At 73.9% G+C, this 12,451-nt stretch carries 8 protein-coding genes and 1 pseudogene; 8 read left to right on the forward strand and 1 reads right to left on the reverse strand.

The features are described 5' to 3' along the window. Positions 1-111: 111 nt before the first annotated feature. A complete protein-coding gene (locus ACZ5GP_RS27040) occupies positions 112-2,319 on the reverse strand; it encodes a GTPase-associated protein 1-related protein (RefSeq protein WP_468753283.1) in 2,208 nt (735 codons plus the stop codon). A 237-nt stretch (positions 2,320-2,556) separates the two neighbouring features. On the opposite strand from ACZ5GP_RS27040, the pseudogene ACZ5GP_RS27045 reads away from it, so the two are divergent. The 8 genes and pseudogenes from ACZ5GP_RS27045 to rbsD form a co-directional block, all read left to right on the forward strand. Then, a pseudogene (locus tag ACZ5GP_RS27045) lies at positions 2,557-3,327 on the forward strand (alpha/beta fold hydrolase); the annotation flags it as partial. A 149-nt stretch (positions 3,328-3,476) separates the two neighbouring features. Then, positions 3,477-4,748: a cytochrome P450 gene (locus ACZ5GP_RS27050; protein ID WP_468753284.1), complete on the forward strand. Its 1,272-nt coding sequence runs from the start codon at positions 3,477-3,479 to the stop codon at positions 4,746-4,748. A 77-nt stretch (positions 4,749-4,825) separates the two neighbouring features. Continuing rightward, positions 4,826-6,118: a DUF1266 domain-containing protein gene (locus tag ACZ5GP_RS27055; protein WP_468753285.1), complete on the forward strand. Its 1,293-nt coding sequence runs from the start codon at positions 4,826-4,828 to the stop codon at positions 6,116-6,118. Between the two features lie 196 nt (positions 6,119-6,314). Beyond that, on the forward strand, positions 6,315-7,355 hold the full coding sequence (locus ACZ5GP_RS27060) for a LacI family DNA-binding transcriptional regulator (RefSeq protein WP_468753286.1): 1,041 nt from the start codon (positions 6,315-6,317) through the stop codon (positions 7,353-7,355). Next, complete coding sequence (locus ACZ5GP_RS27065; RefSeq protein WP_468753287.1) at positions 7,352-8,935, forward strand: sugar ABC transporter ATP-binding protein; 1,584 nt, start codon at positions 7,352-7,354, stop codon at positions 8,933-8,935. The genes ACZ5GP_RS27060 and ACZ5GP_RS27065 overlap by 4 nt, the downstream gene beginning before the upstream one ends. Next, positions 8,925-10,871 (forward strand): ABC transporter permease/substrate-binding protein, encoded by a 1,947-nt coding sequence (locus ACZ5GP_RS27070; protein ID WP_468753288.1) that lies wholly within the window; start codon positions 8,925-8,927, stop codon positions 10,869-10,871. The genes ACZ5GP_RS27065 and ACZ5GP_RS27070 overlap by 11 nt, the downstream gene beginning before the upstream one ends. Before the next feature lie 53 nt (positions 10,872-10,924). Beyond that, entirely contained in the window at positions 10,925-11,884 is a 960-nt protein-coding gene (locus tag ACZ5GP_RS27075; RefSeq protein WP_468753289.1) for a ribokinase, read from the forward strand. Next, the gene (gene rbsD / locus ACZ5GP_RS27080; protein WP_468753290.1) at positions 11,881-12,270 is read left to right on the forward strand and encodes a D-ribose pyranase; all 390 of its coding nucleotides are present in this window, start codon (positions 11,881-11,883) and stop codon (positions 12,268-12,270) included. The genes ACZ5GP_RS27075 and rbsD overlap by 4 nt, the downstream gene beginning before the upstream one ends. The last annotated feature ends 181 nt before the right edge of the window (positions 12,271-12,451 follow it).

Genomic DNA, 12,451 nt, shown 5'->3' on the forward strand with positions numbered 1-12,451 from the left:
TCGCACCATCGCGTGAATCGGGGGCGCGCCGGGGCGCGAAGGGGGCGCACGGGAATGGAAAGCCCCGCCGAGGCGAACGAGGCGTACGTGACGGGGGCGCGGACGCGCCGGTCACCCGCCCCGACGTCCGATCTCGTGGCGCCAGGCAGCCCACCCCCGCACGTCCTGGCCCTCGCGCTGGAGCACGGCGGCGACGCGGCGGAGGTGGTGGTCGTCCACATGCGCGAGGACGGGCGCGAGGACCCGGTCGAGCAGTTCGGCGGCGGTCTCGCGCCACTCCTCGCTGACGCCGTGCCCCTGCCGGGGGCGCCAGATGTGGAAGTACGCGGCCAGGGCGGCGGGCCGCTCGGGCAGCTCGCGCAGGAGGCGGGCACCGGTGTCCTCCTGCAAGAAGTGCGCGCGATAGGGCCGCAGCAGTTCGGGCCCGGCCGCGAAGAGGATCCGCGCGCCGTGGGACCCGCAGACGTCGAGCGGACCGGCCCGGGCGAGCGCGCGGCCGACCCGCTCGTCGATGCCGCGGCGCAGGACGGGGCCGGGCGGCGGTGCCTTGCGGAACAGTTCGCCGAGGCGGTCGACGGAGGACCGGTTGAGGGGTGCCCGGCCGTCGGCGAGGTCCTGGGCGGCCACGAGCAGGGCGGCGGTGCGGCGGTCGCCGGCGCCCGCCCTGCCGTCGTCGCGCAGGACCCGGGCGAACGCGACCAGTTCGGCATCGCAGCGGTCGGGGTCCCGCAGCCAGCCGGTGACGCGGCGGCCGAGGTCCGCCTCGATGATCAGGCGGGGCGTGACGGCACGCACGATCCAGGACTGCTCGGAGGGGTCCGGCGGGCCGTCGCGCCACACGAGGTGCCACAGCAGGGTGAGCGTGGTCCTGTCCTCGACCTTCCGTCCGGGCAGTAGTCCGGTGAGCCGCCCGAAGAGTTCGGCGCCGCCCAGGTGGTCCGGGGGACCGCCCCAGCGGGCGGCGGACGCGGTGAGCCGGACGGTGCGCGGCGCCGCGTCCAGGTGCCGCCACAGCCACTCGCCCTGCGGCGAGACGGCCAGCTCCCGCAGGCGGTTGAGCTTGTGTTCGTTGAGGTCCGCGCCGAGCCGGCGCAGCACCCGGCGGGTGAGGGCGCGGTCGTCGACCTCTTCGAGGACTTGGACCGCGTACGCGCTCTCGCGCTTGTCGGGGCGCAGCAGCGCCCGTGCGAGCCGGTCCAGGGCCTCGGCGAGCCCGGGGCCACCGTCGGCGTCCATGGCGAGGGCGAGGGTGAGCCGCAGTGCCCGCACCCAGGTGTGCACCGGGTCGCGCAGTGTGCGGCGCAGGGCGCCGTCGAGGTCCCCGCGGAGCCGGGCGAGGTCGTCCGGCGCGCGGGCGTCGCTCTCGCCGCGCGCCGCGGACCGGGCGAGGGCCTCGAAGAGCGCGCGCGGGTCGTCGGCGCCGGGCCCGGCGAGGTCGGCCCGTGCCCGGCCCGGGTCGTCGTACGCCCCAGAGACGAGCGGGAGCAGCGCGAAGGCGTCGTCGAGGCCGGGTGCGGGGCGCGGCGGGTTGCCGGAGAGCCAGCGGCCGGCGGTCAGCCGGGCCCAGGCGTCGAAGTCGGGTGGCGGGCTCTGGCAGCCGCCGGTGCCGTCGTGCACGCGGTAGAGGTGCGCGGCCGTCGCGGGGTCGCTCCGGTCGAAGTCCGCTTGCGGGCCGATCCCGATGATCTGTTGGGGGGCGCGACGCGGGTCGGTGGTCCAGACGGCGAACGTCAGCGCGGGGACGCAGGCCTCGGGCAGGGAGGCGCAGGCGAGCGCGATCCAGCGGACGACGGTCTCGGGGTCCTCCTCGACCAGGACGATCCGCCGTCCGGCGGGGTCCTCGAAGAGCCGGCGGACATCGGCGAGGAAGGGCTCGACACGGTCCGCGTGCTGCCGGGCGAAGTCCACGAGCAGCTCGCGGTCCAAGAGCGCTCTGGGCCCAGGCGGTTGGGAGTGCACGAAGCCGACGCCGGGTTTCTCCCCGGCATTCGGGTGCCAGTCGGCGGAGCGCCAGGTGTCGATCGGCCACCCGGGTCCGGGCCCCGGCGTGCCGGCGCTCAGGTGCAGCGCCTCGACGCGCTGCCCGGGCAGTCGCGCGCACAGCAGGCGGCCGCCGTCCGGGAGCAGGCTGTAACTCAGCTCGGCGCCCGCCCCCATGACGCGTTCGACGGTGGCGCGGAGATCGTCCGGGGCTGTTGTCGCTTCCTGCCCTGGTTTCCCCGCCCCGACTCCTGGCTCCCCCGCCCCGACGGGGACCAGGCGGACGGCGCCGGTGTCCGGCTCGTGGTCGAACCGGTAACTGAGGCGTCGTATGGCCATGCCACATTCTGGCCACCCGCGGCACCCGCCCGCAGGCCACCCGGCAAGTTCGCCGCGGCCTTCGCGTACGCCACCCGCACCGGCGTTCGCACCGGTGTTCGCCCCGGTCACGTGGCTCCCGGCCCGGAGCGCGCGCGGCCGCGTGGCACCCTTGCGCGGGCGGGGAGTTGGGGTCACCGTGGTCGCGGGCCGACGCCGTCCGGCGCCGGCCGGCGCGTGCCGGTGATCGGAGTCGATGTGGCCTCCTTCCTGCTCCCCCACACCCTGCTCGGCGACGGGCCGCACAAGGTGGTCGCGGTCCACGGCTGGTTCGCGGACCGGTCCGCGTACGATCCGGTGCTCGCGGATCTCGACGGTAGGGCCTTCCAGTACGCGCTGGTGGATCTGCGCGGTTACGGCCAGGCCAGGAGCGCGGTCGGCTCGTACACCACGGGCGAGGCCGCCGACGACGTGCTCGAACTGGCCGACCGGCTCGGGTGGGAGCGGTTCTCCCTGATCGGCCACTCGATGGGCGGCAGCGTCGCCCAGCGGGTCCTGGCCGCCGCCGGGCACCGGGTACGGCGTCTCGTCGGCGTATCGCCCGTACCCGCGTCGGGTCTGCGGATGCCGCCGGAGCAGTGGGAGTTGTTCGCCTCCGCGGCGCACACGCCGCAGAACCGGCGCGCCATCATCGACTTCACCACGGGCGGCGTACGCCCCGGCGCCTGGCTGGACCGCATGGTGGACCGCTCCCTCGCGGTCAGCGACGCCAAGGCGTTCCGGGCGTGGCTGGACTCCTGGGCGGGCGACGACTTCCACGCCGAGGTGGCGGGCTCGCCGGTGCCCGCGCTGGCCGTGACCGGCGCGCTCGACCCGGCGCTGTCGGCGGACCTCATGCGGGACACGTGGCTGCGGGCGTACCCCCGAGGAGAAGTGACCGAGCTGCCGGGGGCCGGGCACTACGCGATGGACGAGGTGCCCCTGGAGCTGATCCGCACGGTGGAGGACTTCCTGCGGGCGGACGCGGGCACGGGTGCGGACGCCGGTGGAAGTAAGGGCGAGGACGCGAACGCAGGTGGAGGTACGGACGCGGACGCCGGCGCCGATGGAGGTACGGGCCCGGGCGCCGGTGGAGGTAGGGACGCGGGCCCGCGCCCGGCGCGCGGGGCTTCCGGCGCGTGAGTCGGCGCGGTGCCCCCGCCCCGCCCGTCCCCGACGTCTTCGACCCCCGGCTGTACGCGGACGGGGTCCCCCACGACCGTTACCGCGTGCTGCGCGACCACCACCCGGTGGCCTGGCAGGAGGAGCCCGGGGTGCTGGGCTGGCCCGCGGGGCCCGGCTTCTGGGCGGTCACGCGGCACGCCGACGTCGTCCGCGTCCTGAAGGACCCGGCCACCTTCTCCTCGCACCTGGGCGCGACCCAGATCCGCGACCCCGCGCCCGACGACCTGCCGTTCATCCGCCGCATGATGCTCAATCAGGACCCGCCGGACCACGGCAGGCTGCGCCGGCTGGTCAGCCGGGCGTTCACGCCGAAGCGGGTGGCGCGCTTCGAGGCGGGGGCGCGCGAGCGGGCCCGTACGTCGCTCGCGGCCGCCCTGGCCCGGGCCCGCGCGGGCGACGGCACCTTCGACGTCGTCACCGAGGTCACCGACGACTACGCCCTGCTCAACCTCGCCGACCTGCTGGGCGTCCCGCCTGAGGACCGCGGCCTCCTGCTGCACTGGACGCGGCGCGTCATCGGCTACCAGGATCCGGACGAGGCCGCCCCGACGGCGACCGGACCCGACGGCGTGCCCGTCGACCCGCGTTCGCCCGCGATGCTGCGCGACATGTTCGACTACGCGCGCACCCTCGCCGCGTACAAGCGCGAGCACCCCGGCGACGACGTCCTCACGACCCTCGCCACCGACCCCGAACTCGACGGTCCCGAACTGGAGATGTTCTTCTTCCTGCTCACCGTCGCGGGCAATGACACCGTGCGCAGCGCCGCGCCGGGCGGGTTGCTCGCGCTGGCCGGCAGCCCCGGCGAGTACGCGCGGCTGCGCGAGGGCACGGCCCCGATCGCCACGGCCGTGGACGAACTGCTGCGCAGCCAACCGCCGGTGCTCAGTTTCCGGCGCACCGCCACCCGCGACACGATGCTCGCGGGGACGCCCGTCGCGGCCGGGGACAAGGTCGTCGTCTTCCACGCCTCCGCGCACCACGACGAGCGCGTCTTCACCGATCCGCACCGCCTGGACCTGTCCCGCTCGCCCAACCCGCATGTGGCGTTCGGCGAGGGACCGCACGTCTGCCTCGGCGCGCACTTCGCCCGTCTGCAACTGCGCGTGTTCCACGAGGAGGTGGCCCGCACCCTGCCCCGGCTGCGCCTCGCCGCGCCGCCGCGGCGGCTCGTCTCGCACTTCATCAACGGCCTGAAGTCGCTACGCCTGGAGCTGCCCGCGTAAGGTGCAAGATCCATTCGCGTGTCCCCCGACGGACCTGGGACGCGTACCCCCGACAGACCCGGAAGCGGAGAGCAAGGATGCACGCGGCGGCCGAGGCCGAGGACGAGTTCCACGACGAGATCTTCCCCTTCGTGCCCGCACCGGAGGACGGCAGCCGCTGGCAGGCCCCCGCCGACCTCGAGGAGCATCTGTACGAACTGTGCGAGGCCGACGACGCGTACACCTACCTGCGGGCCGTCGCGGTGGCGGGCCTGTACCGGCCGGTGGCGCTGCACGGGAAGGACGCCGGGGCGGACGCGAGCCCGCTGCTCACCGTCGACCTGCCGGACGGCCGCAAGGCGGCGCAGGTGTACACGTCGGGGCTGCTGCCGCGCCCGCACCCCGCGGTGGTCTACGAGTTCGTGACGCTCGGCGCGCTCGCCGAGGGCTGCCCCGACGACGTGGACATCCTGGTGATCAACGCGGCGACACCGTGCGAGCAGTACTACCTGACCACCGACGAGGAGCGGCAGGTCTGGGCCGACCTGCACGAGCGCCACCACCGGGACGGCGGCCTCGGCGACCGCATCGAGACCCGCCGCACCGGGGCGCCCCCGCCCGGCCCGCTGCTGCACGGCCTCGCCTGCGGCGCTCACCTGTGCTTCGCCAACGGCGACCCCTGGAACACCCTCGACTGGCACGGCGCGGGCCACCACAACGAGGTGGGGCGTCTCGCGGAGTCCTGGGGCGTGCACGGCCGCGAGCAGTGGCTGGCCACCCAGGAGCGGCTGCTCACCCGCGAAGTCAGCCCCTGGTACTGGGACTTCGTCCTCGGCGCCCGCCTCGCGGTGCTGGCCGAGGTGGGGCCGCGGCTCGACCCCGAGCGGTGGCGGGAGTGCGTCGAGGTGACGCTGCGCAACCGCGTCGTGGAGACCGGCGGCCCCGACACCCCGCACCGGCCGGGCGACGACCCGGAGCTGGACGACTTCGTCACCGCCATGCGCGGCCTGGTCGGCAAGATCCTGCGCTACGAGGCCCGCTTCCGCGCCGACGGACTGCTGGCCCCCGACGGTTTCGTGCACTCCGTGGCGGCCTGGGACCTCGGCCGCGCCTCCAAGATGGCCCGCTGGGGACGGGGCGCCCGGTACGCGACCGAGGCGGAGCTGCGTGCCGCCGTCGAGCGGACCTCGCACGCCGCGCGGGCCGCCTACTCCTCGTGGGAGGAGTTCTCGGCGGGGTACGTCCTGGGCCGCTGCCTCCACTTCGACGAGGAGTCGTTCGGCTCCTGGTACACGGATGTGCTGCACGCCCACCGCGCCCTGACGACCGACCCGGACAGCCCCTGGCTGACGGTGCCGTTCGAGCCGGCCGGGGGATCGGCCCGGAAGTGAACACCCCCTCGGCCCGCCCCGGAGGCGGGCCGAGCACGCGGTTCTCCTGACGCGCACCGGACGCCGGGACGGCCCGCGGACGTGTGTGGCGGCCTTGGTCACGATCAGGTCTCACTGCCCTGCGCCTCTTGCCACACCCCCGTGTAATCGATTCCAATCCTCCGTGTAATCGATTCCACAAGGAGGTGGACCGACGATGGCTTCCAGCTCGGTGAGCATCAAGGACGTCGCGGCCGAGGCCGGGGTGTCCGTCGCCACCGTGTCGCGGGTGCTCAACAGCCACCCCTCGGTCAGCCCCGGGTCCCGCGCCCGCGTGGTCGCCGCCGTGGAGGCGCTCGGCTACCGGCCCAACGCCGTCGCCCGGTCGCTGCGCACCGACCAGACCCGCACCCTCGGTCTGGTCATCAGCGACGTGCTCAACCCGTACTTCACCGAGCTGGCCCGCTCCGTGGAGGAGGCGGCCCGCGCGCTCGGCTACAGCGTGATCATCGGCAACGCCGACGAGCGGCCCGAGCTCCAGGACCACCACGTGCGGACCCTGGTGGACCGGCGGATCGACGGCCTCCTGGTCTCCCCCACCGACGGCGGCTCCCCGCTGATGCTCGACGCGGTGCGCGCCGGCACCCCGATGGTGTTCGTGGACCGCTGGATCCCCGGCGTGGACGTCCCCGTCGTCCGCTCCGACGGGCGGCAGGCCGTCCGGGACCTGGTCGCCCATCTGCACGGCCTCGGTCACCGCAGGCTCGCCATCATCGCGGGCCCGGCCGCCACCACCACCGGCAGCGAGCGCGTCGAGGCCTTCCGCGAGGCGCTGCGCGAGCACGGCATCGCCCTGCCCGACCCCTACATCGGCCAGGGCGACTTCCAGGCCGACAGCGGACGCCGGGCCACCGAGCGCTTCCTGGCGCTGCCCGAACCGCCCGAGGTCGTCTTCGCCGCCGACAACCTGATGGCGCTCGGCGCCCTCGACGCGATCCGCGCGCACGGCCTGCGCGTCCCGCACGACATCGGGCTCGCGGCCTTCGACGACATCCCCTGGTTCGTGCACACCGACCCGCCGGTCACCGCCATCGCCCAGCCGACCGCCGAGCTGGGCCGGGCCGCCGTGCACGCGCTGATCGACCGGATCGAGGGCAGGGCCCCGAGGTCCGTGACCCTGCCCGCCCGCCTCGTCGTGCGCCGCTCCTGCGGTGAGGGCGCCGGTGAGGACACCTCCGTACGAAGGAGCAACCCGTGAGCGACCAGGACGAGTTGCTGCGCATCGAAGGCATCCGCAAGACGTTTCCCGGCGTCGTCGCGCTCGACCGCGTCGACTTCGATCTGCGGCGCGCGGAGGTGCACGTCCTGCTCGGCGAGAACGGCGCGGGCAAGAGCACCCTCATCAAGATGCTCTCCGGCGCCTACCGCCCCGACAGCGGCCGCATCGTCGTGGACGGGAAGGACGTCCGCATCCACGGCGCGCAGGACGCCGAACGGCTCGGCATCGCCACCATCCACCAGGAGTTCAACCTCGTCCCGGATCTCACCGTCGCCGAGAACATCTTCCTGGGCCGCCAGCCGCGCCGCTTCGGCATGATCGACCGCAAGCAGATGGAGGCCGACGCCGAGGAGCTGCTGCACCGGGTCGGCGTGCGGGTCTCGCCCCGCGCCAAGGTGCGCGAACTGGGCATCGCCCGGCTCCAGATGGTGGAGATCGCCAAGGCGCTGAGCCTGGACGCGCGCGTGCTCATCATGGACGAGCCGACCGCCGTGCTCACCTCCGAGGAGGTCGACAAGCTCTTCTCCATCGTGCGCACCCTGCGCGCGGACGGCGTCGGCATCGTCTTCATCACCCACCACCTGGAGGAGATCGCCGCGCTCGGCGACCGCGTCACCGTCCTGCGGGACGGCCGCAGCGTCGAGCAGGTGCCCGCCTCCACCCCACAGGAGGAACTCGTCCGGCTCATGGTCGGGCGCAGCATCGAGCAGCAGTATCCGCGGACACGGCCCGACGTGGGGCCGCCGTTGCTCTCGGTGGCCGGGCTCACCCGGGACGGTGTCTTCCACGACGTCGGCTTCGAGGTGCGGGCCGGCGAGGTCGTCGGTCTCGCGGGGCTCGTGGGCGCGGGGCGCACCGAGGTGGCGCGCGCGGTCTTCGGCGCCGACCCGTACGACGCGGGGCGCGTCGAGGTGGGCGGCGAGCGGCTGCCCCGCCATGACGTGAACGCCGCGATGGGCGCGGGCATCGGTCTCGTACCGGAGGACCGCAAGGGCCAGGGCCTGGTCCTCGACGCCTCCGTGCGGGAGAACCTCGGCCTGGTCACGCTGCGTTCGGCGACCCGGGCCGGGCTCGTGGACCTCAAGGGCCAGGCGCGCAACGCCGCCCGGATCGCCGAGCAGCTGAAGGTGCGCATGGCCGGGCTCGGCCAGCACGTGCGGACGCTGTCCGGCGGCAACCAGCAGAAGGTCGTCATCGGCAAGTGGCTGCTGGCGGACGTCAAGGTGCTCATCCTCGACGAGCCGACGCGCGGCATCGACGTCGGCGCGAAGGTGGAGATCTACCAGCTGATCAACGAGCTGACGGCCTCCGGGCACGCGGTCCTGATGATCTCCAGTGATCTGCCCGAGGTGCTCGGCATGAGCGACCGGGTCCTGGTCATGGCGCAGGGCCGGATCGCCGGCGAACTGAGCGCCGCCGAGGCGACCCAGGACGCGGTGATGGCCCTCGCCGTCACCGCCGCGTCCCCCATGGACGTACAGAAGGAACCCGTGGACGTACGGAACGAATCCGTGGACGTACGGAACGAAGAAGAAGCGGAGGGCTCCCGTGGCCACTGAAACCCTGAAGCGCGACGCGGGTGGCGCACCGGCGCTCCGCCGCGTCCTGCTCGACAACGGCGCGCTGAGCGCCCTGATCGTGCTGGTCGTGGCGATGTCGCTGCTCTCCGGCGACTTCCTCACCACCCAGAACCTGCTCAATGTCGGTGTGCAGGCCGCCGTGACGGCGATCCTCGCGTTCGGCGTCACGTTCGTGATCGTCTCGGCGGGCATCGACCTGTCGGTCGGCTCGGTCGCCGCGCTGTCGGCCACCGTCCTGGCCTGGACGGCCTCGTCGCAGGGGCTGCCGGTCTGGCTCGCGGTCGTCCTCGCCGTCGCCACGGGCATCGCGTGCGGCTTCGTCAACGGCGTGCTCGTCTCCTACGGGAAGCTGCCGCCGTTCATCGCGACGCTCGCGATGCTGTCGGTGGCCCGCGGCCTGTCCCTGGTGATCTCGCAGGGCAGCCCGATCCCGTTCCCCGAGTCGGTTTCGCACCTGGGTGACACGGTGGGCGGCCGGCTGCCGGTCCCCGTCGTCGTGATGGTCGTGATGGGCCTGCTGACGGCCCTGGTCCTCGGGCGCACGTTCATCGGCCGCTCCATGTACGCGATCGGCGGCAACGAGGAGGCGGCGCGCCTGTCCGGGCTGCGGGTCAAGCGCCAGAAGCTCGTCATCTACGCGCTCTCCGGTCTCTTCGCTGCCGTCGCCGGCATCGTGCTCGCCTCCCGGCTTGTCTCCGCGCAGCCGCAGGCCGCGCAGGGCTACGAACTCGACGCCATCGCGGCGGTCGTCATCGGCGGCGCGAGCCTCGCGGGCGGCGTCGGCAAGGCGTCCGGCACGCTCATCGGCGCGCTGATCCTCGCGGTGCTGCGCAACGGCCTCAACCTCCTGTCGGTGTCGGCCTTCTGGCAGCAGGTCGTGATCGGCGTCGTCATCGCGCTGGCGGTCCTGCTCGACACGCTGCGCAGGCGGGCCGGGGCGACTCCGGGTGCCTCATCGGGCGCGAGCGGAGGGATACGGGGCAAGGGGCCGCAGGCGGCCAAGTACGCGGTGGCCGCCGTGGTCGTGGCGGCCGTGGTCGGCGCGGTGTCCTTCTTCAACTCCGGTTCCTCGGGCACGTCGACGAAGCTCGGCATGTCGCTGTCCACCCTCAACAACCCCTTCTTCGTGCAGATGAAGGAGGGCGCGCAGGCCGAGGCCGAGAAGGCGGGCGTCGACCTGACCGTCACCGACGCGCAGAACGACGCCTCCCAGCAGAGCAACCAGCTGCAGAACTTCACCGGCGAGGGCGTCAAGGCCGTCATCGTCAACCCGGTGGACTCCGACGCGGCGGGCCCCGCCGTGCGCGCCGCCAACAAGCAGGACATCCCGGTGGTCGCCGCCGACCGCGGCGTCAACAAGGCGAGGACGGCCACGCTCGTGGCCTCCGACAACGTGGCGGGCGGCAGGCTCGCCGCGAAGACCCTCGCCGCGAAGCTCGGCGGCAAGGGCAAGGTCGTCGTCCTCCAGGGCACGCCGGGCACCTCCGCGAGCCGCGAGCGCGGGCAGGGCTTCGCCGAGGGTATCAAGGCGTACCCCGGCATCGACGTCGTCGCCAGGCAGCCCGCGGACTTCGACCGCACCAAGGGCCTGGACGTCATGACGAACCTCCTCCAGTCCCACAAGGGTGTGAACGGCGTCTTCGCCGAGAACGACGAGATGGCGCTCGGCGCGGTCAAGGCGCTCGGCGACAAGGCGGGCCGGACGGTGCCGGTGGTCGGCTTCGACGGCACCCCCGACGGTCTGAAGGCGGTCGAGGCGGGCACGCTGTACGCGTCGGTCGCGCAGCAGCCCAGGGAGCTGGGCAGGATCGCCGTGGAGAACGCCGTCCGGGCGGCGCGCGGCAAGAAGGTCCGGGAGACGGTGAAGGTGCCGGTGAAGGTCGTCACGTCGAAGAACGTGCAGGATTTCTCCTGAGCGCTCCGCAACAGCGCCGCGCAGCATCACCGTACGAAAGCAGGAAGCAGCACATGAACGACGACAACGCCGGCCGCACGGGCGGCGCCGACCACGAACTGCTGGTCGTGGGCTCGGCCAACGCCGACCTGGTGGTCGGTGTGGAGCGCCGGCCCGCGCCGGGCGAGACGGTCCTCGGCTCGGACCTCGCCGTCCACCCGGGCGGCAAGGGCGGCAACCAGGCGGTGGCCGCCGCCCGGCTCGGCGCCCGTACGGCCCTGCTCGCCCGGGTCGGTGACGACGCCCACGGCAGGCTCCTGCTGGACGCGCAGCGCGCGGCCGGGGTGGACACCGCCGGGGTGCTGGTGGGCGGCGCGCCCACCGGTGTCGCGCTGATCACGGTCGACCCCTCGGGCGACAACAGCATCGTGGTGTCGCCCGGCGCCAACGCGCGTCTGACGCCCGAGGACATCCGCGCGGCGGGCGACCTGCTCGCGGCGGCCCGGGTGGTCTCGACCCAGCTGGAGATCCCCCTGGAGACGGTCGCCGAGGTCGTCCGCACGCTGCGGCCCGGCGCCCGGTTCGTCCTGAACCCCTCGCCGCCGGCCCCGCTGCCCGCCGAAGTCCTCGCCGCCTGCGATCCGTTGGTGGTCAACGAGCACGAGGCGCGGGTGATCCTCGGCGAGGACGCCGGGGACGCCCCGGAGGACTGGGCGCGCGGGTTGCTCGCGCTCGGGCCCCGGTCGGTCGTGATCACCCTGGGTTCGGCGGGCGCGCTCACCGCGGACGGCTCGGACGTCGTACGCGTGCCGAGCCCGAAGGTCGACGCGGTGGACACCACGGGGGCGGGTGACGCCTTCACCGCCGCGCTCGGCTGGCGCCTCGGCCTCGGCGAGGACCTGGCGACGGCGGCCGGTTACGCGGTGCGGGTGGGCTCCGCGGCGGTCACCCGCAAGGGCGCGCAGGACTCGTATCCGACGGCCGCGGAGCTGGCGGAACGGGCGCCGGACACCTCGGAGGGCTCGTCGCGGTGAAGAAGTCCGGCATCCTCAACCGCGCCCTCTCCGGCGCCCTGGCCGAGTTGGGCCACGGCCACACGGTCCTGGTCTGCGACGCGGGCATGCCGATCCCCCGCGGACCGCGCGTGGTGGACCTGGCGTTCCGCGCCGGGGTGCCCGCCTTCGCGCAGGTCCTCGACGGCCTGCTCGCCGAGCTGGTGGTGGCGGGCGGGACGGCCGCGCGGGAGGTCCAGGAGGCGAATCCGGAGGCGGCGCGGCTGCTGCGGGAGCGCGTCCCGGCGCTCGGTCTCGTGCCGCACGAGGAGCTGAAGCGGCTGTCGGCCGAGGCCCATCTGGTGGTCCGCACCGGGGAGGCACGGCCGTACGCGAATGTGCTGTTGCGCTGCGGAGTCTTCTTCTGACGGCCTGACCTGCTTGCCCCCCTCGGCGGCCACTTGTCCGTTATCTGAACGTCGCTTCCCGATTTCTGACCGGTTTCCCCCCTTGACGGAAAGTCGACCCACCCGGAACATCAGGCAACGCACAGCTCCAAAGGCGCCCCGCGGCACCCGCGTCGCAGGGCGCCTCGTACGTTCCGTCCCC

Source organism: Streptomyces sp. NPDC031466 (genome assembly GCF_055581265.1).